The following is a 24396-nucleotide window of genomic DNA, read 5'->3' on the forward strand; positions in this document are numbered from 1 at the left end:
GTACGTGCAAGTCTCACAGCGTGGACGTACGGTGTACGTAGCCCCCCTCGGAGGTCCGATGTCGACGCACGATCTCTACACCATCCCCACCGAGCTCTCCACCTGGGACGTCGAGATGTCCGGCGCGAGCCGGTTCACCTGGGAGTACGACGACGGCAGAGATCGCATGCTGGCCTTGTACCAGAAGGGCAAGGACAAGCAGTGGGACTCGACCAAGCGCATCGACTGGGACATCGAGGTCGATCCGTACGACGTCCTCGGCATCCCCGACCAGACCATCGCCATCTACGGCACCCCGCTCTGGGAGCGGATGAGCGAGCAGACCCGTAAGGAGGTACGGCGGCACGGCGCGGCGTGGCAGTTCTCCCAGTTCCTGCACGGCGAGCAGGGCGCGATGATCTGCTCGGCCAAGATCGTGGAGTCGGTCCCCGACCTCGACTCGAAGTTCTACGCGGCCACGCAGACGATGGACGAGGCCCGCCACGCCGAGACGTACGCGCGCTTCCTCCAGGAGAAGGTGGGCCTGGCGTACCCGATCAACGAGCATCTCAAGGCCCTGCTCGACAGCACGCTGAGCGACTCGCGCTGGGACATGCCCTATCTCGGCATGCAGGTGCTGATCGAGGGGCTGGCGCTGGCGGCGTTCGGGGTGATGCGCGACATCACGACCAAGCCGCTGCCCAAGCAGATCCTCGCGTACGTGATGCAGGACGAGGCGAGGCACGTGGCGTTCGGCCGGATGGCGCTGCGCGACTACTACCGGAACCTGTCGGAGGGCGAGCGGCGCGAGCGCGAGGACTTCGTCATCGAGGGCTGCTACCTGATGCGCGACCGGCTGCGCGGACGCGAGACCTGGGAGAACCTGGGCCTGTCGAAGGCCGAGGTCGAGGAGGCCATGGAGGCCACGGAGCACTCGGACTACCTGAAGCTGTTCAGGTCGCTGCTGTTCAGCCGGATCGTGCCGTGCGTGAAGGACATCGGGCTGTGGAGCCCGCGGTTGCGGCAGGCGTACGCGGAGATGGGCGTGCTGGAGATGGCCGGCCAGTCCCTGGAGGCGCTGATGCGGCAGGACGAGGAGATCGCCGACAAGCTCGACGCGGAGCGGTTCGCGCAGGAGGAGGCCGAGCGGCACGCCGAGGTGGCGGAGACCGTCGAGCTGGGCAGCTCCTGATCCCCACGTCTTAATCGCGAGGCAGGCGCAGGACGAGCCGGGTCTGCGGCCCTCCGTCGCCAACCTCCAGCGTCCCCCCGTGGGCTCTGGCGATGTCGCGGGCGATCGGGAGCCCCAGCCCGCTCCCCCCGCTGTCGCGCGACCGGGTCTGGTCGAGCCGGGTGAACCGCTCGAACACCCGCTCCCGCATCTCCACGGGAATGCCCGGCCCGTCGTCCCGCACCTCCACCACGGCCTGGTTCCCTTCGCCCCGCGCGGAGACCCACACCCGGGTGTCGCCGTACCGGTCGGCGTTGGCCAGGAGGTTGGTCAGCACCCGGCAGAGCCGCAGCCGGTTCCCGCGGACGAAGAGCTCCGGCTCCACGTCCATGGTCAGGGGGAGCCGCGAGTGACGCCGCGCGACCTCCTCCTCGACCAGCACCCCCAGATCGAGCCGCTCTTCGGCCGTCTCCGCCCCCGCGTCCAGCCGGGCCATCAGCAGCAGGTCGTGCACGATGTCCGACAGCCGCTGCGCGTCGTCGTACGCCGCCTGCCAGTCGGCCGCGTCCGGGTTCTCCATCCCCGCCTCCAGCCGGATCATGAGGCCCGTGATCGGCGAGCGCAGCTCGTGGGAGGCGTCCGAGACGAAGCGCCGGTTGCCTTCCACGGCGTCCTCCAGCCGCGCCAGGGTGTCGTTGACCGTGGCGGCCAGCCGGGCGACCTCGTCCTGCGTGCCGGGCACGTCGACGCGCCGGCTCAGGTCCTGGCCGCTGATGCGTTCCAGTCCTGAGCGGATCCGCTCCACGGGGGCCAGCACGCGGCCGGTCCCGTACCAGGCGCCCCATCCCAGCAGCGCCACGATCAGGGCCGCCGAGCCGGACAGGAGCACGGGCAGGAACGGCGAGCGCAGCAGGAACGGCTCGCGCATGGCGGCGTAGGCGACCACGGACCCGTACACGCTGGCGGAGTTGCGCATCCCCACCACGACCATGCATCCGTCAGGCGGGCACACCCTGTCCTGGACCCGCATGTCCTGACCGGTCGGCCAGGCCCGGGTGATGGGCGGCCGGCCGGCGAGCGCCGCGCTGGCGGCGAGCACGTGTCCGCCGCGGTCCACGACCTGCATGGTGACCACGCCCTTCGTGGGCGGGATCGGGCCGGTGAACCGGTGCTCGCCGATGATTCCGGCGAGGTGGCGGCTGGCCTCGTCGGCCTGGTCGACGAGGTCGGCCCGCGCCCGCACCGGGTACGTCAGCGAGATCGCCAGCACCTGTGCGAAGACGACGGCGCCGAACACCACCACCGTCGCGATGGTCATCCGGGCCCTGATGGAGCGGCCCAACACCATGGTCCGTACTGTGCCACGGACCGAACAAACCCCAGGTAAAACGGCATACGCCGTCAGCTGAGGAAGCTGCGGCGGTGCAGCTCGCGCACCTCCTCGGCCAGCTCCGGCACCGGGCCCTCGACCAGCACGCCGGGGGCGACCTCGTTGATCGGGAGCGTGCGTACGGGCGGCTGCGGGGCGCCGAGCTCCGACAGCCACGAGGCGAGCTGCTCCGACGACGACACGTACACGATGCGGCCCAGCCCCACCCAGGCGTGGGCGGCGGCGCACATCGGGCAGTGCTCGCCCGAGGTGTAGACGGTGGCGGCCGCCCGCTCGGCGGGTGTCAGGTGCGCGGCCGACCAGCGGGCCAGGGCGAACTCGGGGTGCTGGGTGTTGTCGCCCGAGGCCACCCGGTTGTGGTCCTCGGCCAGGACGGTCCCGTCGCCCGAGACCAGCACCGAGCCGAACGGCTCGTCGCCTATTTCCAGCGCCCGGGTGGCCAGTTCGACACAGCGCCGCAGGTGCGGCATTTCCGAATCCATGATCATGAGGCACTCATTCTAGAGGTGGTGAAGGTGAGCACGGCCGCGCAGCAGTAGGCCACCGCCGCCACGACGGCCGCGTGATGGATCCCTGACACGAACGCCGGAGGCCGCGCCGGGTCGCCCGCGATGGCGCCGAGCGCGGCGACGCCGACCGCGCCGCCCGCCTTCCTGGCGGTGTTGTTCAGCGCGCTGGTCAGCCCCTCCCTGCCGTCGGGGGCCGCGCCCATGGCCAGGGCCACCACGCTGGGGGTGAGCAGGGCCGCACCCACACCGATCACCGCCATGGCCGCGAACAGCGTGATGAATCCGGAATCCGCGCGGAGCGGCAGCAGCAGCGCGAAGCCTGCCACCAGCAGGGCCAGGCCCGCGAGCATGACCGGGGCCGGGCCGCGCCTGCCTGCGACCTTGCCCGCCTGGGCGGGCAGCAGGACCAGCGGGAGGAAGAGGGGCAGCAGCGACAGCCCCGCCTCGATCGGGGTGCGGTCGCGGACCGTCTGCAGGTAGAGGGTGAACAGGAGCATGACGCCGTTGATGCCGAAGTTCATGGTCGCGGCCACGGCCGTGCTGACCGCGATGGGCCGCCTGCGCAGGAGCGGCAGGGGCAGTACGGGCTCCTCGCGGCGGTGCTCGACGATCACGAACGCCACGCCCGCGGCCAGCGCCGCGACGGCCGCCACGATCACCATCCAGGAGCCGAGCCCGGCCCGGCCCGCCTCGATGACGGCGAAGGTGACCAGCGCGAGCATCGCCGTCCCGAGCAGCACGCCGGGCACGTCCAGCCGGCGCGGCGCGGGCTCGTCCTCCTCCACCATGCGCAGGATCACGGCGACCACCGCGGCGATGACCGGCACGTTGATCCAGAACACCCACGGCCAGCCGGCCAGCTCGACCAGAAGGCCGCCGAGCACCGGCCCTGCGGGCAGCGCCAGGCTGCCGATCGCGGCCCAGGCGCCGATGGCCCGCGCCTGCTCCTCGCGGTCGGCGTACAGGCGGGTGATCACGGCCAGGGTGCCGGGCAGGAGGAGGGCGGCGCCCATCCCCTGCACCACGCGGGCGGCCACGAGCGGCCCGATCCCCGGGGAGAGCGCGCAGGCCGCGGAGGCCAGGCCGAAGACGATGAAACCGGCGGTGACGATGCGCTTGTGCCCGTACCGGTCGCCGAGCGTGCCGCCGGCCAGCAGCAGGCCGGCGAGCGTGAGCTGGTAGGCGTCGACCACCCACTGGAGGTCGGCGAGGTGCGGGGCCCCCGTGCCGCGTCCGATGGCGGGCAGGGCCACGTTCACGATGGTGACGTCGAGCAGGACGAAGAAGATTCCTGCACACATCACAACAAAGGTAGCGGTCCTCCGAAAATTCATGATGTTTCACTATTTCCGCACGTCACGGAGAGAAAACCTCGCGCCGAGGCTACTGAAAATCGGTTGATCCGACGTATTAGCCTAGAAGGGATGCCTCCCGATACGCACATACCTCGTCGTCCCCTGCTCTCCTCCAACTCCCTGTGGCGGATGAAGTCCTACCTCCGCCCGTACGCCGTCAGGCTGATCCTCATCTGGCTGGCCGCCATCGTCACGATCGCCGCCGGGATCTCCATGCCCCTCGTCAGCGAGAAGGTCATCGACGGCCCGATCCTCCATGGCGATCACGGAGCGTTACTCCCGCTCGGGCTGCTGGCGCTCGGCGTGGGCGCCGTCGAAGCGTTCCTGATCTTCTTCAGGCGCTGGTCGCAGATCACGCCCGTGCTGGGGCTCGAGACCCGCATCCGAGACGACCTCTACGAACACCTGCAGCGCCTGCCGATGGGATTCCACGGTGACTGGCAGTCCGGCCAGTTGCTGTCGCGGGCCACGACCGACCTGTCCACCATCCGCCGTTTCCTCGGCTTCGGCATGCTCTTCCTGGTCATGAACGTGCTCCAGCTGATCACGGTGACCGTGCTGCTGCTGAACAAGTACTGGCCGCTGGGCCTGCTCGTCGCGGCCTCGGCCGTGCCGATCGTGTGGACCTCCCTCCGCTTCGAGAAGCGCTACATCAAGGTCTCCCGCCAGGTCCAGGACGAGCAGGGCGACCTCGCCACGCTCGTCGAGGAGTCGGCCATCGGCATCCGGACGATCAAGGCGTTCGGCCGCCGTCACCACGTCTACGACACCTACGACGACGCCGCGCGAAAGGTCTACGGCACCTCGATGGACAAGGTGCGCCTGTCGGCGAAGTTCTTCGCCTTCCTCGAGGTCATCCCCAACATCACGCTCGCCCTGGTGCTGCTGCTCGGCGCGCTGGCCGTCGGGTCCGGGGATCTCACGCTGGGCGGGCTGGTCGCGTTCACGACGCTGATGCTGCAGCTGGTCTGGCCGATCGCGAGCCTCGGCTACATCCTGGCCATGGCCCAGGAGGCCATGACCTCCGCCGACCGCGTCATGGAGGTCATGGACACCGTGCCGTCCATCGAGGGCGGCGCGGAGACCGTCGACAGGCCGCGCGGCCACCTGCGCTTCGAGGGCGTCGGGTTCCACTTCCCCGGCTCCGACCGGCCCGTGCTGCGCGACGTCTGGCTGGACGTGCGGCCCGGTGAGACGGTCGCCATCGTGGGCGCGACCGGCTCGGGCAAGACCACGCTGACCGCGCTGGTGCCCCGGCTGATCGACCCCACCGAGGGGCGCGTCACGATCGACGGCCACGACGTGCGCGACCTGACCCTGCCCACCCTGCGCTCCGTGGTGGCCACCGCGTTCGAGGAGCCCACGCTGTTCTCGATGAGCGTGCGCGAGAACCTCACCCTCGGCCGGCTCGACGCCACCGAGGAGGAGCTGGCCGCGGCCATCCAGACCGCGCAGGCGATGTTCGTGTACGACCTGCCGTGGGGCCTCGACACCCGCATCGGCGAGCAGGGCCTGTCGCTCTCCGGCGGCCAGCGGCAGCGGCTCGCCCTGGCCAGGGCCGTGCTGAGCAAGCCGCGGATCCTCGTGCTCGACGACACCCTGTCCGCGCTCGACGTCGAGACCGAGGCGCTGGTGGAGGAGGCGCTGCGCCACGTGCTGCGTGACGCCACCGGCATCGTGGTGGCCCACCGGGCCTCCACCGTGCTGCTCGCCGACAAGGTGGCGCTGCTGCGCGACGGCACGATCACGCACGTCGGCCACCACAACGAGCTGCTGACCGAGGTGCCCGAGTACCGGGAGCTGCTCGCGCAGGACGCCGACTTCGACCCCACGGAAGGAGCGCTGCGTTGACCGCCACCACGACCGACTGGCGCGGCGTCGCCTCCGAGGACCAGGACGAGCTGTCGGAGAAGGTCTCCGTCCTGCTGCGGGAACGTTCCCGCAGGCTGCTGGGCGACCTGCTCTCGCCGTACCGGAAGCAGATCGCGCTGCTGACGGCGATCATCATCGTCTCCAACCTGGCGGGGCTCGCGATCCCCTACCTGGTCAAGGTGGGCATCGACGCGGGCATCCCGCCGATGCTGCGCGGCAGCGGCCCCGCCACGCTGCTGACGGTGGTCGGGGTCATCCTGGCCGCCGCGGTGACGCAGGCGCTGACCAGGCAGGCGTTCCTGCGGCTGTCGGGGAAGATCGGCCAGAGCATCCTGCTGGAGCTGCGCAGGAGGGTGTTCGACCACTTCCAGCGGCTGTCGCTGAGCTTCCACGAGAAGTACACCTCCGGCCGGGTCATCTCCCGGCTCACCTCCGACATCGAGGCCATCGCCGAGCTGCTCCAGTCGGGCTTCGACGGGCTGGTGACGGCGGTGCTGACGATGTTCGGCACGGCGGCGCTGCTGCTGGTGCTGGACGTCCACCTGGGCCTGGTGGCGCTGATCCCGCTGCCGCTGCTGCTGCTGTTCACCAGGTGGTTCAGGCGGCAGTCGGCGATCGTCTACCGGCGTACGCGGGAGACGGTGGCCCTGGTGATCGTGCACTTCGTGGAGTCGATGACCGGCATCCGCGCGGTGCAGGCCTTCCGCAGGGAGCCGCGTAACCAGGAGATCTTCCAGCAGCTCAACGACGACTACCGCGACGCGAACGCCCGGAGCATGCAGCTCATCGCGGTCTTCATGCCCGGCATCAAGCTGATCGGCAACATGACGGTCGGCGGCGTGCTCATCTACGGCGGCTACCTGGCCTTCAACCAGGAGGTCACGGTCGGCGTGCTGGCCGCGTTCCTGCTCTACCTGCGGCAGTTCTACGAGCCGATGCAGGAGATCAGCCAGTTCTACAACACGCTCCAGTCCGCCGGCGCGGCGCTGGAGAAGCTGTCGGGCGTGCTGGAGGAGGAGCCCTCCGTGCCGGAGCCGCGCAAGCCCACGGCGCTGCCGCAGGGCAGGGCGCGCGGCAAGGTGCGCTTCGAGGGCGTCAGGTTCGCCTACGTCGAGGAGATGCCGATCCTGCCCCACCTCGACCTGACCGTCCCGGCCGGGCAGAGCGTGGCGCTGGTCGGGGCGACGGGCGCGGGCAAGACGACGCTGGCCAAGCTGATCTCCCGCTTCTACGACCCCACCGACGGCCGCGTGCTGCTCGACGGTGTCGATCTGCGCACGCTGGACGAGCCGACCCTGCGCCAGGCCGTGGTCATGGTGACGCAGGAGAACTTCCTGTTCAGTGGTACGGTCGCCGACAACATCAGGTTCGGCCGGCCGGACGCCACCGACCGGGAGATACGCGAGGCGGCCAAGGCGATCGGCGCGCACGACTTCATCTCGAGCCTGCCCGACGGCTACGACACCGAGGTGGGCAAGCGCGGCGGCCGCATGTCGGCCGGTCAGCGCCAGCTCGTCGCCTTCGCCAGGGCCTTCCTCGCCGATCCGGCCGTGCTGATCCTGGACGAGGCCACCTCGAGCCTCGACGTGCCGAGCGAGCGGCTGGTGCAGCGCGCGCTCAGGACGATCCTGGCCGACCGGACGGCGCTGATCATCGCGCACCGGCTCTCGACGGTGGAGATCGCCGACCGGGTGCTGGTGATGGACCGGGGCGAGATCGTCGAGGACGGGCCGCCGGACCAGCTCGTCGCCGCCTCGGGCCGGTTCGCCGGGCTGCACCGGGCTTGGCTGGAGAGTCTCAGCTGAGAGCCCTAGTGGTGGTGCGCCACGGCCAGGGTGTTCGCGTACAGCTCATAGCCGACGAACATCGCCAGCGGCACCCCGAGCGCGACCAATAACCGGCCGGGCAGGTTCGTCCGCGACGCGGACACCCTGCCCGGCCGCCCGGCCGCCGGCGCGAAGACCGGCGCGGGCTCCGGCGCGGGGTCGGGCACGAGCTCCGGATGTCGCGCCAGGTACCCCGAGGGGAAGGAAGTGACGCGGTACGCGCCGCAGTGCGGGCAGCAGGTGCCCGACCAGGGCGGCTGCACCGCCACTCCTGAGCTGAGCCAGATCTCTACGTCGTTGCCGTGGACGTCGGTGAGGTGTCTGACGACGAAATCCTCTTCCCAGACGTACAGGCAACACAGGCATTCGAAAGGCCACGCCTCGCGGGTCTCGAACTTATCGGCCACAGGACCACCCCCGGCTTCAGATCGCCGTCCGATCCTGAGTGTCCGCCGAGTCCCGCGGCGCCGCAAGACGGGGCTTTATGACACTTGCCGTTATGAAATGCTCACCAAGTGTCAGGTTACTCGTTCATAGAAGAGCGGATACTTGACCGGGCTGCGCAGCGGCGTGTCGTCGGGCACCGGTGGGTGGGCCGGCGGGATCAGCTCCGGATGGCGCGCCAGATAGCCGTCCGGGAACGTCGTGGCCTGCTGACTCCCGCAGCGCGGGCAGATGACGGCGCCCGGCGACGGCGGCAGCACGGGCAGCCCGCCGCGCAGCCAGATCTGGCACTCGTTTCCGTGACGATCACTGAAGTGCCTGACGAGGTACTCCTCTTCCCAGACGTGCCAGCAACCACGGCACTCGAATGGTACGTTCCTGCGTTCTTCCTCCAACGAGGTCACCCCCTTACCCTTTTGAGTTTGTGCCTATTTGTCCGGATCTCGCAACCCGTGTCACCGAACCACGAACACAAAAGTGAAGGCGCCCGCCACCACGCTCATCGTGCCGAGCCAGGCGAGGAACACATCGAGGCCGGGGTCCAGGGGCCTGCCGCCGTGCAGGGCCTCCTGCACGCGGCGCCACCGCGCCCCGGTCCTGATGAGCAGCAGGCTGCCGCAGAGCGCGGCCAGCGCGAAGGCCGCGGCGGCGGGCAGGGGCAGGCCCTGCCTGAGCGACAGGCCGGCCGCACCGAGGCCGCCAGTGCACAGCGCGACGGCCGTGCGCACCCAGGCCAGCCGGGTCCGCTCACTCTGCAGCCCGCTGTCCCAGATCTCCTTCTCCGGCGCCACCTTGGCCGTCTCCTTTTCCGGCGCCCTGCCGGTGATCTCCTTTTCCGGCGCCCTGCCGGTGATCTCCTTTTCCGGCGCCATCCCGATGGCGCTCAGGCTGCCAGGATGATCAGAATCAGGGCGATCACCGCCACCGCCGCCACGCCGTACCCGAAGACGGCCGCCAGCGCGGGCGGCGGCAGCGGCGCCTGCTGGCGCAGCGCGCGCTGGATGTGCCGCCAGCGCGGGTACGCCATGCCCGCGGCCAGCGCGGAGAGCGTCACGAGTATGACGGCCAGCGCCGTACGGATCCACGGCACGAACACGTGCGGCGGCACCGCCGCCATCGCCACTCCACCCGCGCTGAGTGCCAGCGCCGTGCTCAGCCAGGTGAGGAAGGTCCGTTCGTTGGCCAAGGTGAAACGCGGGTCGGGTTCCATGGGACAAACGCTAGTTCGTCCCCTTTTCCCCTAGAGAAGCCGGGATTCAGCTGCCGCAGGCCTTGGCCACCTTCTCCACGTAGGCCGCGCTCTCGGTGCCGACCTTCTGGGCCGCGTCCACGGCGTCGTTGACGTCCTTGACGCTGATGCTGCTCAACGTCTTGGCCAGGTCGTCGGAGGCCTCTTTGAGCGTGGTGTTGGCGGCCTTGTCGGCGACGCCGTTGAGCTTGGCCGCGGCGTCGTCGATGGCCTTGTCCATGGCCTTGGGGTCGTCGGTGAGCTTGGTGACCTGGGCGGCCAGCTCTGTGACGATCTTCGGGGCTTCGAGGCAGGCCTGCGCCTTGTCGATGGTGTTGTTGACCTCGCCGCATCCGGCGACGAGGACGCACGCGGCAAAGGCTGTCAGGGGAAAGAACCGGCTCTTGAGGAGTCGCATGATTCGACCCTACCCAACGCATTCCAAAGGTTCCCTTGACATCTTCTCCGTCGGCGATCGAGGATTCCAAGCATGTCTTTGGAATCTTCGCCGCCCTCGGGGTCTTCGCGGCGGCTGCTCGACGACGCGGCGGCGATGCGGGCCTTCGCACATCCGGTGCGGCTGGCGCTGCACGAGCTGCTGCTCAGGTCGGGCGCCATGACCGCCGCCGAGGCCGGGCGGGAGGTCGGCGTCAGCCAGGCGCTGGCCTCGTACCACCTGCGGCAACTGGCCAAGTACGGCTTCGTGGAGCAGGCCGAGGCCAGGGACGAGCGCGAGCGGCCGTGGAAGGTGACCGAGACCGTCCAGGAGTGGGACGACGGCGCGACGGCACCGGAGCAGGCGGCCGCCCGGAGCCTGCTGGAGCAGGTCATCGCCGAGCGGGCCCTGTCGCGGCTGGTCGAGTGGCAGCAGCGGCGCCCCGACGAGCCCGAGGCCTGGCGGCGGATCGGCGGCGTGGGCAACGCGTACCTCTACGCCACGCCGGACGAGCTGACGGCGGTGGGCGCCGCCATCGCGGAGCTGCTGGGACCGCTGATGTCGCGCGTCGACGACCCCTCGGCACGGCCGGTGGACGCCCGGCCGGTGCTCCTGACCCAGCTGGTCGTCCCCCTCCCACCCACCGGCTCCGGTGACTGAGACCCGGCCCGGCATCCGGGCGATGCTGGGCGGCAACCGGGATTACCGGCGATTACTCGTCGCCGGGCTGATCTCGCAGAGCGGCGACTGGGTGGTCGGCACCGGGCTGGCCTTCCACGTCTACCGCCTCACCGGCTCGACGCTGTCCACCGCGATCATGCTGTTGGCCTCGCGGCTGCCCGACGTGGTGCTCGGCTCCGTGGCCGGGGTGCTGGCCGACCGGTGGGACCGCCGCCGGCTGCTGGTCGTCACCGACGTGCTGCTCGCGCTCGGCCTGCTGCCCCTGCTCACCGTACGCGAGCCGGACCAGGTGTGGATCGTGTACGCCGTCGCCCTCTGGACCGGCGTCCTGAGCACGGTGCTCGCACCCGCGCAGAAGGCGCTCCTGCCCCAGGTCGTGGCGGACTCCGAGCTGGTACGGGCCAACGCCCTGCACGGCCAGACCGGTCAGGTCGCCCGCCTGCTGGGCGCGATGCTGGGCGGCGTCGCCGTCAGCGCCGGAGGACTGGCCGCGGTCGTCCTGATCGACGTGGCGAGCTTCCTGATCTCCGCGATGCTCCAGGCCACCCTCCGTACGCCCGGACGCCCCGCCAGAGCGGCGACGATGGGCGGGCAGTGGATCGCCGGGCTGCGTCTGGCCACGCGGGACGCGGGAGTTCGCCTGCTGGTGGCGTACATGGTGATCACAGGGCTGGGCGAGGGGATCTTCGCCACGCTCGCGGCGCCCTTCGTCTCCGATGTGCTCGGGGGCGACGGCGGCGCGTACGGGCTGTTCCTGTCCGTGCAGGCGGTGGGCGGGATCGCCGGCGGGCTCGTGGTCGCCCTCCATCCCGGCCGCGCCGCCCCGCGAGTGCTGCTGGGCGGCGCGACGGTCGTGTTCGGGGTGATGGATCTGGCCCTGTTCGCGTACCCGCTGGCGGTGCCGGCGCTCTGGCCAGCGCTGGTGCTGATCGGCCTGGCCGGGGTGCCCGCGGCGGCCGCGATGGCCGGGTTCACCACGCTGGCCCAGAGCGTCGCGGGTGATGACCGCCGGGGAAGCGTGTTCGGGATCCTGGGCAGCGCCCAGGCGGCCACCGCGCTGACCGGCATGGTGCTGGCCGGGATGCTCGGCGGGACGATCGGCGTGGTGCCCGCGCTGTGCCTGCACGCCGCCGGGCTCATCGCCGCCGGCATCATGGTTCTGACCTGGGATCATGCGTGAGCCGATATCGATCCCTTCGCGATATCGCTATTAGACACGACGTGATCACATCTGCTTTGCTCCTTGCCCACTGACGGACGACAGCAAGGACAGAGCATGCGCAACCGCCGCCTCACGGCCGTGACCACGTTGACGATCTCCTTCCTGGCGGGCGGCGCCCTCCCGGCGGGCGCGGCCTACGCCGGGACCTCGGTGCAGGTGCTCTCCGGCGAGGCCCAGGCCCGCAAGGAGCTGCGCGCGCTGGAGGTCTCCTTCAAGGGCCGCATCGGCGCGTACGCCATCGACACCGCCACCGGGAAGACGATCGCGTACCGGTCGGGCGAACGTTTCCCGCTGCTGTCCACGTTCAAGGCGATGGCCTGCGCGGCCGTGCTGCAGAAGGCGCGCACCTCCGAGCCGGGGCTGATGGACAAGGTCGTGCACTGGACGGCCGACGAGGTCAAGCCGAACTCCCCCACCACCGAGAAGCACGTGAAGGACGGGCTGACGGTCGGCCAGCTGTGCGAGGCGGCCATCACCCTGAGCGACAACACCGCGGGCAACATGGTGCTCAAGCAGCTCGGCGGACCGGCCGGGCTGACCCGGTACTTCCGGACGCTCAAGGACCCGATCTCCCGCCTGGACCGCTGGGAGACCGAGCTGAACGACTGGACGCCCAAGGACAAGCGCGACACCACCACGCCCGCGGCCATCGCCCGCGACCTGCGTGCGGTCACGACCGGGAACGCGCTCGACGCCAAGGACCGGGAGCAGCTCAACGCCTGGCTGCTCGCGACCAAGACGGGTGACGCCCGCATCCGCGCCGGCCTGCCCAAGACCTGGACGGTCGGGGACAAGACCGGCACGAACTCGGCGTTCGGCGGCGCGAACGACATCGCGGTCGTCTGGCCCGCCAAGGACGCCGCCCCCATCATCATGGCGGTCTACACCAACCGGGCCGCCGGCGAGGCCGGTGACGACACGGCGCTCGCCCGCACCGCCACCATCCTGGCCCGCGGCCTCGGCAAACTCTGACGGCACGCCTCACGCGTCACGGCTGCGTACGGGCGGGCGCGCCGAGTCCGGGTGAGGCGCCAGGAGTCGCGCGGGATCAGGACAGTGGGGTCGATGATCCGGGCCCGGGGGTCGCCGGGCCCGTCGCCTGCCTTGCCGTCCCACACGACGACGGCCGGCCCGGGATAGGCGTCCTGCTTCCGCGCGGGGATCACCGACCGGGACGTGGCCGGTGCGCGGAGCGTGGGGAATCGCACGACAATGGTGGCCTCAGGGCGCCGCCGAATGGGCCGGTTGGCGGGCGAGCCAGGCGGTCGGATGCCGGCGGATCTGGTCGATGGAGGTCAGGGCGGCGCCGATGACGGCGGCGTCCGGGCCGAGCAGGGCGGGCCGGACGGTGATGGGCGCCCAGGCGGCCGTCAGGACGCGCCGGTCGATCTCGGCTCTGGCGTTGGCGGTGAGCCAGGACGCCAGGAGGGCGAAGCTGCCGCCCAGCAGGACGGTGTCGATGTCGAGGATGTTGAGCATGTCGGCCAGGGCGATGCCCAGCGCGGTGCCGGCGGTGTCGAGCGCGGCGATGGTGGCGGGATCGCCCGCTTCGGCCCGGCCGGTGACGGCGGCGTCGGGGGTGGTGCCGGCGGGCGCGGCCTCGTCGCCGAGGATGGCCTGGAGGCTGGCGTACGCCTCCAGGCAGCCGCGCGAGCCGCACGGGCAGGCGTCGCCGTCGGGGTAGACGGCCACGTGGCCGAGCTCGCCGCTCCAGCCGCGGGCGCCGCGCATGAGCCGTCCGTCCAGGACGATCCCCGCGCCGATGCCGAGCCCGCCCGAGACGTAGACGAAGCTGTCGAGCCTGTTGTCGCTGGCGTAGAGCTCGCCGAGGGCGGCCAGGTTGGCTTCGTTCTCGACGGTGATCGGGAGGTCGACGGGATGGAGGGCGGCGCGCAGCAGGGCCTGGGCGTCGACGCCGCGCCAGCCGAGCTCGGGTGCGGACTGCACGGTGCCGGCCTGCACGGGCCCCGGGACGGCGAGGGTCGCGGTCACGACGGTGAGGTCCTCGGCCACGATGGCGTCGATCGCGGCCCGCGCCATGCGGGCCAGGTGCGCGACCACGTCGGGAGCGCCCCGTCCGGAGTAGGTCGCGGGGTCGAACGCCATGTGGCGCACGGTGCCGGTGAGGTCGACCACGCAGGCCGCCAGGCCGTCCGCGCGGATGTCGAGGCCGAGGCCGGCGGGCCCCTTCTCGGAGAGCGTCAGACCGACGCGGGGGCGGCCCGCGCGCCCGTTGTGGGACAGACCGGCCTCGGTGATGAGGTGGCCGGCCAGGAGCTCCTCGGCGATGCGGGTGATGGTGGGGCGGGTCAGGCCGGTGAGCGTGGCGAGCTCGGTGCGGGAGATGGGCCCCGCGGCGGAGACGATGTGGCGGAAGACGAGCTCAAGGTTGAGCGTGCGCAGGTTCTCCTGGCGTACGGGTTGCTCCGGCTGCCGGGGGCTGCTCGGCCGGACATGCGCCGTCATGCGGCCGACCGGGCGCCGTCGGCGAGCTCGGCGGCCGTGGCGGCGGAGATGTCGCCGTCGATCACCACGGCGACGACGTGCCTGTCGACGGTCTCGCCGGGCTCCAGGACCAGCGGCTCGTCCCAGGCGAGCGACGAGCACACACCGAGGTAGTCGCGGGCCCGGACGAACCATCGGTCCCGCGCGGTGTTCTCGTCCGCGGAGGTGAAGAGCACTGTCCAGAGGCGGTCGGCGCCGGTGACGGCGACCCAGGCGGCGGTGCGTCCGTGGACGCTCTGGACGCCGGAGCCCACCGGACTGAGCACCTGGGCGGCGCCGGCGACGGCGGGGCCGCGCCAGAAGACGCCGCCGTAGCCGGCGCCGACCCGGCCCAGCGCCGCCGGGGTGCGCCACGGCAGCGGCCGGTCGGTCGCGTTGGTGAGCCGGGTGCGGATGCCCAGCGCCCACGCGGTCTCGTTCACCCACCGGCAGGTGATCGACCGCTGCTCCCGCAGCAGCGTCGTCTCACGCGGGCCGGTCCAGTCGAGGGCGTGGTGCAGCGCGGTGTTCGTACGGCGCAGCCACCGTCGATGGCGCTGCGTGCCGTGGTTGTCGAGCCAGGCCGGGCCGTGGCCGGCGACGAAGGTGCGCCCGCCCCAGAAGTTGCGCCCGTCGAGGTCGGGGGCGGCCACGCTGATGCCGAACTGGTGGGGGTGCGAGTCGGGGGCCGCGTCGGTGACGGTCACGCCGGCCAGCGTGCGGACGGGATGCAGGTACGGGCGCGGGGAGGCGGACAGCGGCAGGTCCGGCTCCCAGACGTACTGGGCGACGTCGCGCCCGTGCAGCCGCAGCACGGCGACGCCTCGCCGCCGGTCGGCGTGCGCGGGCTGTACGCCGGGAGCGTGCATGGGCGTGTCGCCGCCTCTCTTGGCCTCGACCAGGCCGAGGATCTCTCCCCAGGATCGCTGTGCTTCTTGAGCGTACGACACTTCCCGGATTCCTCGGTTTCAAGATCGGCGGGCGTACCTTCCCCTACTTCAGCCCGGTGGTGGCGATGCCCTTGACCAGGTATTTCTGACCGGCGATGAAGAACCCGATCACGGGTGCGAGGGACAGGAACGACATGGCGAACATCTGCCCCCACTGCGACTGCCCCTCGGAGTCGATGAACTGCCGCAGGGCCAGGGGCACGGTGTACAGCTCCGAGTCGGTCAGGTAGATCAACGGGCCGAAGAACTCGTTCCACACCGAGATGAACGTGAAGATCGCCGTGGTGGCGAACGCGGGCATGCACAGCGGCATGATCACCTTCCAGAAGGTGCGGAACGGCCCGCAGCCGTCGATGCGGGCGGCGTCGTCGAGCTCCTTGGGCAGGGCGCGCATGAACTGCACCATCAGGAAGATGTAGAAGGCGTTGGTGGCCAGGAAGTTGGGCACGAGCAGCGGGTAGTAGGTGTTGAGCCACCCCAGCTTGGCGAAGACGATGTACTGCGGCACGAGGAGCACGTGACCGGGCAGCATCATGGTGCCGAGCATCAGGGTGAAGAAGAGCTTGCGCCCGGTGAACCTCAGCCGGGCGAAGCCGTACGCCGCCAGGGAGCACGACACCAGGTTCCCGATGATGCTCAGCACGACGATCACGAACGAGTTGACCAGGTAGACGCTGAACGGCTGCTCGAGGGCCGTCCACCCGTCGGAGTAGTTGCGCGGGCTCCACTCGGAGGGCCAGAGCGACAGGTCGGTGAAGATCAGCCCGTTCGGTTTGAGCGAGCTGGAGACCAGCCACGCCAGCGGGTACAGCATGACCGCGCCGGCCAGGCAGAGCAGCACGTGCTTGGCGTACCGGGACCGGCGGGTCCGGCCCACGCGCTCGACGAAGGTTTCCTCAGTTGTCATAGAAGACCCAATACTTCGCGGCCAGGAAGTTGATCGCGGTGAAGGCCGCGATGATCACCAGCAGCATCCAGGCCATGGCCGAGGCGTAGCCCATGTGGAACTGGGAGAACCCCTGCTGGTACAGGTACAGGTTGTAGAAGAGCGTGGAGCCCGCGGGCCCGCCGGTGCCGCCGCTCATGACGAAACCCTGGGTGAAGGTCTGGAACGACGAGATCAGCGACTGGATCAGGTTGAAGAAGATGATCGGGCTCAGCAGCGGCAGGGTGATCGAGCGGAACTGCCGCCACCTGGAGGCGCCGTCGATGGCCGCGGCCTCGTAGTACATGCCGGGGATCTGCCGCAGGCCGGCCAGGAAGATCACCATGGGTGAGCCGAAGGTCCAGATGTGCAGGACGATGAGCGTGGTGAGCGCGTAGTCGGGGTCGGACGTCCAGCCGGGCCCCTCGATGCCGAACCAGCCGAGGAACGCGTTCACGACGCCGTGCAGGCCGAAGATGTAGCGCCACAGCAGGACGATCGCGACGCTGCCGCCGAGCAGGGAGGGCAGGTAGAACACCGCCCGGTAGACGGGCAGACCACGGACGCCGCGGTTGAGCAGCATGGCCACCCCGAGCGCGGCCGCCAGCGACAGCGGCACCGACACGAACGTGTAGACGAAGGTGACCTTGAGCGACTGGTGCAGCACCGGGTCGCGGAGCATCTCCGCGAAGTTGTCCAGCCCGATCCACTTCGGCGCGTTGAGCAGGTTGTAGTCGGTGAACGCCAGATACAGCGAGGCGAAGAACGGGATGACCGTGAAGAGCATCCCGATGAACCAGGGCAGCAGGAAGAGGTACCCGGCCCGGTCCTGGGGCGGCTTCTTCTTCGGAGCGACGGCGGGCTCGCGCGTGATCGGCCGGTCGATGACCGGCGCGGCTTCTGTGCGGCTCACCCGCCGAGCGCCTTCCTGGCATCCTCGATGACCTTCTTGGCGCCTTCCTGGGGAGTCATCCGCTTGAACTCCACCTCGGTGGCGATCGTCTCCAGGCTGGACTGGATCGCGCTGGAGCCGGGCGGGTAGGAGTAGGCGCGCGGCAGCGTCTCCTTCTGCAGCCCGATGAGGAAGTCGGTGGCCACCTGGTCGTCCTTGGAGAGCGCGGGCTTGATCTCCTCGGCGATCTTCCCGTTGGCCGGGACACCGCGGGTGGTGCCCATGGCCTTGGAGGCCTCGGGGTCGTTGATGAGGAACTGCAGCAGCTTCAGCGCCTCGGCGGGGTGCTTGGACTTGGCGGCGATCGACCACAGCGCCGGCGTGTCGATCGACTGGCCGCGCCGTTTGGAGGTGGTCTCACCCGGCATGCGCAGCAGCACCAGGTTGCCGCCCGCGGCGGTGTTGTAGCCCGCCAGGTTGTTGGTGGGGATGATCTGCGCGGCGATCGCCCCCTTGGCCAGGTAGGACTGGTCCGGCGAGGATCCGGCGTTCGGGTCGATGAAGCCGGCCGGTGGCATGGCGCCGTCGGCCCGCATCTTCTCGATCATGGCGAACCAGGCGGTGAGCGTGGCCTCGCTCGCGCCCAGGCGGCCGTCGGCGGTGTAGAAGTCCTCACCGCTCTGGCGGACGAACACGATGAGATTGGCCAGGGTGTAGGCGCTGAAGTGGGTGCCGTACACCTTCTTGCCGCTGGCCTGCGTGATCTTCTTGGCGAACGTGGACAGGTCGTCCCAGCTCCAGGTGTCCCCGTCCGGGATCTCCACGCCGAACTTGTCGGTCAGCGTCTTGTTGACCACGAAGCCGACGGTGTTCAGGCCGGAGGGGATGCCGTAGATCTTGTCGCCGACGGTCGCGAGGTTGACGGCGCTCTCGCTCAGCCCGGAGGTGTCCACCGCGCCGGCGTGGTCCTTGATGTTGAGCAGGGCCCCGCGGTCGGCGTACTCGCGCAGGCTGTCCATGCGCATCATCATCAGGTCCGGCGGGTTCCCGGCCGCGAAGCGCGTGGCCAGCTTGTCCTTGTACGGGCCGCTGTCCTGGTACTCCGTCTTCACCGTGACGCCGGGGTTCTTCTTCTGGAAGACGTCCAGCGCGGCCTGGGTCAGCTTGGCGCGGTTGGCGTCGCCCCACCAGACCATGTTCAGCTGGACGCCCCCTCCCCCGGGCCCGTCGCCTCCGCCGCCGAATCCGCGGCCGCACGCCGTCAAGCCGGCACCAAGGCCGGACAGGCCGACCAGCTTCACCAGGTCCCGGCGGCTCAGTGCCTTCGGGGTGACTCGATCGGTCATGGGGGCGCAGTCCCTTCGGTGGGGGGTCCTCGGGCATAGGGGGGCTGCCGCTGCGCGCGTCGAACTTGATCACGCCGCGTACGCAGCCGTGTGCGCTTGGAGCGACGAGGGCCACGTTACGACGGCGTTTCTAGTTACGTCAATCGGTGAAACAAATAACGGGACGCCTCCGGGGGCTCCCGGCGAGGGGCCCGCCACGACCGCTGCGGCTCTGGTCCTAGGATTTCTGGTATGGCAATTTGCGAACATCTTTCCGAGACGGGCGACCCGGCGCCGAAGACGCCAGAGGGCTGCGAGGAGTGCCTGGCGATCGGAGGCCGCTGGGTGCACCTGCGGCGCTGCCTGGAGTGCGGCCACATCGGCTGCTGCGACTCCTCGCCGGGCAAGCACGCCACCAAGCACTTCCACGACACGAGCCACCCGGTGATCCAGTCGTACGAACGCGGCGAGGACTGGCGGTGGTGCTTCGTCGACAGCCAGATGGGCTAGCGCTCCAGGATCGCCTCTTCGAAGTCGAGCTCGCTCATCACGTCACGGAGCACCTCGTCGTCGAGGCGGCGCTCGTCGCGCAGGCGCACGAACACCTGCCGCTCGGCCTGGAGCATGTCACGGCGAAGGCGGCGGTAGAGCGCGCTGGGGGTCTCCGCGCCGCCCTGCCCGCTACCGCCGCCCAGGCGCTCCCAGGCGGTCAGCGAGCGGCGCCACGACTTCTCCCTGAGCTGGTCGATGACCTGCTTCTGGATCTCGTCGGGCTCGCCCGCCTCGCGCACCAGCCGGTCCAGCTCCGAGAGGCCCGCCTCCAGCGCGGCCTGCTGGGCCGCCGCCTCGGCCAGGCGGTCCTCGTACTGCTCCCGCTCGCTCGACACGCCCAGCCGCCTGATCAGCGCGGGGAACGTGGTGCCCTGGATGAGCAGGGTGCCGATCACGGTCGTGAACGTCAGGAAGAGCAGCATCGCGCGGTCCCGCTCGGCGACCCTCGGATCGATGGCGAACGCCGCCGCCAGCGACACCACGCCCCGCATGCCGGCCCAGCCGAGAATCACCGTCTGCTGGACGGTGGGCCGCGCATCACCTCTGCCCGCCAGCTTGATCAGGTACGACACCGTGAACACCCACACGAACCTGCTGGCGATCGTCACCGCCAGCACGACGGCCGCGTACGCCGCGACGGCCCACGGGCTGTAGCCGGAGATGCCCTGGACCACGGTCGAGAGCTGCAGCCCGATGAGGGCGAAGACGATCGTCTCGAGGAAGAAGTCGGTGACCTTCCACACCGCGTCCGACACCAGCCGCGTCCCGAACCCCTGCAGGTGCATGCGGTTGCCCAGGTAGAGGCCCACGATCACCACGGCGATCACGCCGGAGGCGTGCACCGACTCCGCCGCGAGGTAGGCGGCGAACGGGATGAGCAGCATCAGCGTGTTCTCGACCAGCGAGTCACGCGTGTGCCGGAACAGCCAGGCCAGCACGAACGCCAGCGCCAGCCCGATCGCCACGCCGACCGCCGCGGAGTAGAGGAACTGGCCGACGCTGTGCCACAGGTCGACGGTCCCGCCGACGGCGGCCCCGATGGCCACCCGGTACGCCGTCAGCGCCGTGGCGTCGTTGAACAGGCTCTCCCCCACCAGGATCGTCAGCGTCCTGCGCGGCAGGCCCAGCCGCCGGCCGACCGCGACGGCGGCCACGGCGTCGGGCGGCGCGATGATGGCGCCCAGCGCGAACGCCAGCGCCAGCGGCAGAGCGGGCAGCATCAGGTGAACGACCAGCCCGACGACGGCCGTGGTGAACAGCACGAGCCCGATAGACAGCAGCGCCACGGCCCGCTTGACCTCGCGCAGGCTCAGGTAGGAGCTGTCGAGCGCGGCGGAGTAGAGCAGCGGGGGCAGGAACACGTACAGCACCAGCTCCGGCTGCAGTGGCACCGACGGCACCAGCGGCGAGACCAGGAGCCCCGCCGCCACCAGCAGCAACGGGGCCGGCCAGCCCTTGCGCCGCGCCACGGCCGCGACGCCGATGGCGCCCCCGGCCAGCAGCAGCAGTTGCAGGCCCATGCTCGGATTCACCGGCGCTCCTTCTGCCTCGGCCCGATCGCCTCGCCAGGAGCGTACCTGCCGGTGCTCAGGAGTGTGTCACCACTCCCTGCGGTCGCTCCGCTCGTGGTAGTCCGGCTGCTGCTCGGGACGTAGGCGCTCGCCCGTGGAGAACATGGGGTCCCCGACGACGTAGGGGCGGGACAGCGGGTCGGCCTGCGGGGGCTCCGGCCGCCCCATGGCAAGCAGCGGGTCCACGGGGTTCGGCGGGCTCTGCTGGTAGGAGCCGTAGTCATCGCGGACGGGCTGGGGCGCGGAGCGGCGCCTGCCCGCGCCGGGGATGCCGTGCATGGGGGTGCCCAGGCCCGCGGCGCCCGGGCCCTGCTGCGGCTGCTGGGGCTGGGGCTGGGGCTGGGGCTGCTGGGGCTGCTGGTACGCCTCAGGCCGCCGGGCGTAGGGGTCGGAGGGGTACTGGTCGTTCTGGAACGGGTCGGCGCGGTGCTGGGACGGCTGGTGGGGAGCGGACGCCTGGGAGGGGAAGCCGAGCGGGTCGGTGCTCAGCGGCGACTGGCCGCGCTGCTCGCCGGGCATCTGGTAGACGGGGCCGGTGTCGGAGTACTGCGGACCGGCGAAGGGCTCGGGCTGGGCGGCGTACTGGGGCGCGTCGGCGGTGTACTGCGGGCCACTGAAGGGATCGCCGGTGTACTGAGGACCGCTGAAGGGGTCGCCGGTGTATCGCTGCTGGGGCCCGGTGCTGTCCACGTACTGGGGCCCGGTGAAGGGGTTGCGCTCGCCGTAGGCCGGATTCTCCCTGGAGGGCTCGCCATAGACGGGAGCCGCCTCCCGGGGCGGTTCGCCGTACGCCGGGGGCATGCTGTCCCGGGGCGCCGTGGTCTCGCTGTACGAGGCCACCAGCTTGTCCTGGTGGGTGGAGGGAGCGCCTCTGGCCACGAGGACGTCGTTGGGCGAAAGGGCGGCCGTGGGCCGGTCGTCGGGCTGGTGTTGGGGCTGGTGCTGCTGCGGCGGCGCCGAGGCCTGCTGGGGCGGCCGGTGGTACTGGCCGGTGCCCGGGATGACCTCGGTGCCCGGGTCGTGCGCGGGCACGGCGGGCTGCTCGCCCGTGGCCTCCGCGAATCCCTCGTCGAGCGTGTCGAGCAGGCGGCCGACGTCCTCCATCGGCATACGGAAGCTCGCTGTGCACATCTCGCCGCGCCAGAGGCTGAGAACCAGCGTGCCCTCATGCCACGTGACACGGAGACACCGCTCCTGACCTCGTGCATCGAAGAACACTTCGCCGAACGACGGCAACGGGACAACTTCCGACATGGCAGACATACTGCTTTAACCAGCCTTTATCCGTCCACTCAACCCCGGAAAACCCTCTGGAAACCGGACTTCCCACCTACACCGGGAACCCCACTGGTCACAGTCCGTGAAGAACTTTCTTCACCCAGCCGGAGTCCCGGTCGCCCAGTGTGCCATGGGACCCGCCAGGAGCGTCCCGGGAACGCCGGGATGCGTCTGGCCGATCACAGCGCGTTCGGCACGGCGACCCCGGAATGCGGGTAGCGTTTACTGCCGTGCCGGACTCCCATCTCCCGTCAGTGGACGAACTGCTCAAGGTCGCGGTAAACGCTCTCGGAGGGAGCGAACGGCAGGGCCAGCTCACCATGGTCCACGCCGTGCAGCAGGCCATCGACGACGAGGAGCACCTGGCCGTCCAGGCCGGCACGGGCACCGGTAAGTCGCTGGCCTACCTCGTGCCGTCGATCCGCCACGCGATGGAGAGCGACTCCCCCGTCGTGGTCTCCACGGCCACGATCGCGCTGCAGCGCCAGCTCGTCGACCGCGACCTGCCCCGGCTGGCCGAGACGCTGGGCAAGGAGCTGCCGCACGAGCCGACGTTCGCCATACTCAAGGGCCGGCGCAACTACCTGTGCCGCTACAAGGCCACGGCGGGCTGGCCCGAGGAGGACGAGCAGGACCAGCTCTTCGACCCGCGAGAGGTGAGCGCGACCGGCCGCATGGTCCAGCGCATCCAGGAGTGGGCCGACGAGACCGAGACCGGCGACCGCGACGAGCTGGTGCCGGGGGTGAGCGAGCAGGCGTGGCGGCAGTTCTCGGTGAGCGCCCAGGAGTGCCTGGGCGCCCAGCGCTGCCCGAGCGGCGCCGAGTGCTTCGCCGAGCTGGCCCGCGCCCGTGCGGGCGAGGTGGACGTCGTGGTGACCAACCACGCGCTGCTGGCCATCGACGCCATGGGCGACCTGCCGGTGCTGCCCGAGCACGAGGTCGTGGTCGTGGACGAGGCCCACGAGCTGGTCGACCGGGTGACGTCGGTGGTGACCGGCGAGCTGTCGGAGCTCACCGTGTCGCTGGCGGTGCGCCGGGTGGGGCGGCTGATCGAGCAGGCGATCGCCGACCAGCTCCAGGAGGCGGGCGAGGACCTCAAGGCGCTGCTGACGGCCGCACCGCCCGGGCGCATCGACGAGCTGCCGCAGGTGCTCGCGCTCACCCTGGCCCTCGTACGCGACACCGCCTGGCGGTGCATCACGGCCCTGGGGCCGCGCGGCGCCGACAAGGACGACCCCGACAAGGCGGGGCAGCGCAAGGCCGCGTTCTCGACCCTGGACGACGTGCACGACACTGCCGTGCGCATGCTGGAGGCGTACGGCCACGACTCGGAGTCCGACCGGGCCGAGGTGGTCTGGCTCGACGCCGGCACCGACCGTCGCCCGCCCATGCTCCGGGTCGCGCCCCTGACGGTCAGCGGGATGCTGCGCGACAAGCTGTTCGGCGAGCGCACGGTGATCCTCACCTCCGCCACGCTGGCGCTGGGCGGCACGTTCGACGGCCTCGCCGCGCAGTGGGGGCTGGGCGAGGGCAAGGGCTGGCAGGGCATCGACGTGGGCTCGCCGTTCGACCACCCGCGCGCGGGCATCCTGTACGTCGCCAAGCACCTGCCCCAGCCGGGGCGTGACGGGCTGCCCGAGCAGTACCTGGACGAGATCGTCGAGCTGATCGAGGCGGCCGGGGGGCGCACGCTCGGCCTCTTCTCGTCGATGCGCGCGGCCAAGGCGGCCACGGAGGCGCTACGCGAGCGGCTGGACGTGCCGCTGCTGTGCCAGGGGGACGACTCGACGATGCTGCTGGTCAAGCAGTTCGCCGAGGACGAGCCGACATGCCTGTTCGGCACGCTGTCGCTCTGGCAGGGCGTGGACGTTCCCGGGCCCTCGCTGCGCCTGGTCATCATCGACCGGGTGCCGTTCCCCCGCCCCGACGACCCGCTGACGTCGGCCCGTCAGCGCCACGTGGCGGCCAGGGGCGGCAACGGCTTCATGGCGGTCGCCGCCAACCACGCCGCCCTCCTCCTGGCCCAGGGGGCGGGGCGGCTGCTGCGGGCGCAGAACGACAAGGGCGTCATCGCCGTCCTCGACCCCCGGCTCGCCACGGCCCGCTACAGCGGCTTCCTCCTTGGCTCCCTCCCCCCGTTCTGGCGCACCACGGACCCGGCCATCCCCAGGGCCGCCTTGAAGCGCCTGGCAGCGGAGTCAACGAACTGACCCCACCCACTCGCTGCGCGGCATCGGGGCGCGGGGTTACCACGGGGCCGCACTTCGGGGGCGCGCTGCGACGCGGACGCCGCTCCGGGGCGCGAA

At 70.7% G+C, this 24396-nt stretch carries 23 protein-coding genes; 8 read left to right on the forward strand and 15 right to left on the reverse strand.

The genetic code is table 11. The annotated features are described in order from the left end of the window. Window positions 1-58 precede the first annotated feature (58 nt). A complete protein-coding gene (locus AB0J64_RS00425) occupies window positions 59-1171 on the forward strand; it encodes a ferritin-like domain-containing protein (RefSeq protein WP_364018453.1) in 1113 nt (370 codons plus the stop codon). Window positions 1172-1181: 10 nt separating this feature from the next. Here the strand turns inward: AB0J64_RS00425 and AB0J64_RS00430 are convergent, their stop codons facing one another. The 3 genes from AB0J64_RS00430 to AB0J64_RS00440 are packed head-to-tail and all read right to left on the reverse strand — an operon-like array spanning window position 1182 to window position 4350. Next, complete coding sequence (locus AB0J64_RS00430; protein ID WP_364018455.1) at window positions 1182-2498, reverse strand: HAMP domain-containing sensor histidine kinase; 1317 nt, start codon at window positions 2496-2498, stop codon at window positions 1182-1184. 53 nt (window positions 2499-2551) lie between these two features. Beyond that, entirely contained in the window at window positions 2552-3028 is a 477-nt protein-coding gene (locus AB0J64_RS00435; protein ID WP_364018456.1) for a nucleoside deaminase, read from the reverse strand. Beyond that, complete coding sequence (locus AB0J64_RS00440; RefSeq protein WP_364018458.1) at window positions 3025-4350, reverse strand: MFS transporter; 1326 nt, start codon at window positions 4348-4350, stop codon at window positions 3025-3027. The genes AB0J64_RS00435 and AB0J64_RS00440 overlap by 4 nt, the downstream gene beginning before the upstream one ends. Window positions 4351-4473: 123 nt before the next feature. Between AB0J64_RS00440 and AB0J64_RS00445 the strand changes: the two genes are divergently transcribed. Further along, window positions 4474-6255, forward strand: a complete 1782-nt coding sequence (locus AB0J64_RS00445) for an ABC transporter ATP-binding protein (protein WP_364018460.1) — start codon at window positions 4474-4476, stop codon at window positions 6253-6255. Next, a complete protein-coding gene (locus AB0J64_RS00450) occupies window positions 6252-8081 on the forward strand; it encodes an ABC transporter ATP-binding protein (protein ID WP_364018462.1) in 1830 nt (609 codons plus the stop codon). Before AB0J64_RS00445 ends, AB0J64_RS00450 begins: the two co-directional genes overlap by 4 nt. Before the next feature lie 5 nt (window positions 8082-8086). On the opposite strand, the gene AB0J64_RS00455 is transcribed toward AB0J64_RS00450, so the two are convergent. From AB0J64_RS00455 to AB0J64_RS00475, 5 genes are all read right to left on the reverse strand, one after another. Further along, window positions 8087-8509, reverse strand: coding sequence for a hypothetical protein (locus AB0J64_RS00455; RefSeq protein WP_364018464.1), 423 nt, complete (start codon window positions 8507-8509; stop codon window positions 8087-8089). Between the two features lie 111 nt (window positions 8510-8620). After that, window positions 8621-8950, reverse strand: a complete 330-nt coding sequence (locus AB0J64_RS00460) for a hypothetical protein (protein ID WP_364018466.1) — start codon at window positions 8948-8950, stop codon at window positions 8621-8623. Window positions 8951-9001: 51 nt separating this feature from the next. Continuing rightward, window positions 9002-9418 (reverse strand): DUF202 domain-containing protein, encoded by a 417-nt coding sequence (locus tag AB0J64_RS00465; protein ID WP_364018468.1) that lies wholly within the window; start codon window positions 9416-9418, stop codon window positions 9002-9004. Window positions 9419-9429: 11 nt separating this feature from the next. Then, window positions 9430-9756 carry a DUF202 domain-containing protein gene (locus tag AB0J64_RS00470; protein WP_345002634.1) on the reverse strand — a complete coding sequence of 109 codons (327 nt, stop codon included), beginning with the start codon at window positions 9754-9756 and terminating at the stop codon, window positions 9430-9432. Window positions 9757-9802: 46 nt separating this feature from the next. After that, complete coding sequence (locus tag AB0J64_RS00475) at window positions 9803-10192, reverse strand: hypothetical protein (protein WP_364018471.1); 390 nt, start codon at window positions 10190-10192, stop codon at window positions 9803-9805. A gap of 72 nt (window positions 10193-10264) precedes the next feature. On the opposite strand from AB0J64_RS00475, the gene AB0J64_RS00480 reads away from it, so the two are divergent. The 3 genes from AB0J64_RS00480 (at window position 10265) to bla (ending at window position 13085) form a co-directional block, all read left to right on the forward strand. Continuing rightward, complete coding sequence (locus AB0J64_RS00480) at window positions 10265-10870, forward strand: helix-turn-helix domain-containing protein (protein ID WP_364018473.1); 606 nt, start codon at window positions 10265-10267, stop codon at window positions 10868-10870. Next, the gene (locus tag AB0J64_RS00485) at window positions 10863-12071 is read left to right on the forward strand and encodes an MFS transporter (RefSeq protein ID WP_364018475.1); all 1209 of its coding nucleotides are present in this window, start codon (window positions 10863-10865) and stop codon (window positions 12069-12071) included. The genes AB0J64_RS00480 and AB0J64_RS00485 overlap by 8 nt, the downstream gene beginning before the upstream one ends. 96 nt (window positions 12072-12167) lie before the next feature. Beyond that, a complete protein-coding gene (gene bla / locus AB0J64_RS00490; protein ID WP_364018477.1) occupies window positions 12168-13085 on the forward strand; it encodes a class A beta-lactamase in 918 nt (305 codons plus the stop codon). A 249-nt stretch (window positions 13086-13334) separates the two neighbouring features. On the opposite strand, the gene AB0J64_RS00495 is transcribed toward bla, so the two are convergent. The 5 genes from AB0J64_RS00495 to AB0J64_RS00515 all read right to left on the reverse strand — a co-directional run bounded on the left by AB0J64_RS00495 (window position 13335) and on the right by AB0J64_RS00515 (window position 18710). Beyond that, window positions 13335-14579 (reverse strand): ROK family transcriptional regulator, encoded by a 1245-nt coding sequence (locus AB0J64_RS00495; RefSeq protein ID WP_364018479.1) that lies wholly within the window; start codon window positions 14577-14579, stop codon window positions 13335-13337. After that, the gene (locus AB0J64_RS00500; RefSeq protein WP_364018481.1) at window positions 14576-15547 is read right to left on the reverse strand and encodes a PmoA family protein; all 972 of its coding nucleotides are present in this window, start codon (window positions 15545-15547) and stop codon (window positions 14576-14578) included. Before AB0J64_RS00500 ends, AB0J64_RS00495 begins: the two co-directional genes overlap by 4 nt. Window positions 15548-15590: 43 nt before the next feature. Next, window positions 15591-16361 (reverse strand): carbohydrate ABC transporter permease, encoded by a 771-nt coding sequence (locus AB0J64_RS00505; RefSeq protein ID WP_364019175.1) that lies wholly within the window; start codon window positions 16359-16361, stop codon window positions 15591-15593. An 82-nt stretch (window positions 16362-16443) separates the two neighbouring features. Further along, window positions 16444-17346, reverse strand: a complete 903-nt coding sequence (locus AB0J64_RS00510) for a sugar ABC transporter permease (protein ID WP_364019178.1) — start codon at window positions 17344-17346, stop codon at window positions 16444-16446. Between the two features lie 35 nt (window positions 17347-17381). Next, the gene (locus AB0J64_RS00515; protein ID WP_364018483.1) at window positions 17382-18710 is read right to left on the reverse strand and encodes an extracellular solute-binding protein; all 1329 of its coding nucleotides are present in this window, start codon (window positions 18708-18710) and stop codon (window positions 17382-17384) included. 231 nt (window positions 18711-18941) lie between these two features. Between AB0J64_RS00515 and AB0J64_RS00520 the strand changes: the two genes are divergently transcribed. Beyond that, entirely contained in the window at window positions 18942-19199 is a 258-nt protein-coding gene (locus AB0J64_RS00520; protein ID WP_364018485.1) for a UBP-type zinc finger domain-containing protein, read from the forward strand. Here AB0J64_RS00520 and AB0J64_RS00525 read toward each other — a convergent pair. Both AB0J64_RS00525 and AB0J64_RS00530 read right to left on the reverse strand, forming a co-directional pair. Then, window positions 19196-20773: a Na+/H+ antiporter gene (locus AB0J64_RS00525; RefSeq protein WP_364018487.1), complete on the reverse strand. Its 1578-nt coding sequence runs from the start codon at window positions 20771-20773 to the stop codon at window positions 19196-19198. The two genes, AB0J64_RS00520 and AB0J64_RS00525, sit on opposite strands and share 4 nt — an antisense overlap. A gap of 66 nt (window positions 20774-20839) precedes the next feature. Beyond that, window positions 20840-21922: a hypothetical protein gene (locus AB0J64_RS00530; RefSeq protein ID WP_364018489.1), complete on the reverse strand. Its 1083-nt coding sequence runs from the start codon at window positions 21920-21922 to the stop codon at window positions 20840-20842. A gap of 377 nt (window positions 21923-22299) precedes the next feature. Between AB0J64_RS00530 and AB0J64_RS00535 the strand changes: the two genes are divergently transcribed. Then, a complete protein-coding gene (locus tag AB0J64_RS00535) occupies window positions 22300-24300 on the forward strand; it encodes an ATP-dependent DNA helicase (RefSeq protein ID WP_364018491.1) in 2001 nt (666 codons plus the stop codon). The last annotated feature ends 96 nt before the right edge of the window (window positions 24301-24396 follow it).

The sequence above is a fragment of the Nonomuraea sp. NPDC049695 genome, from assembly GCF_040674955.1.
Taxonomy (GTDB): Bacteria; Actinomycetota; Actinomycetes; order Streptosporangiales; family Streptosporangiaceae; genus Nonomuraea; species Nonomuraea helvata.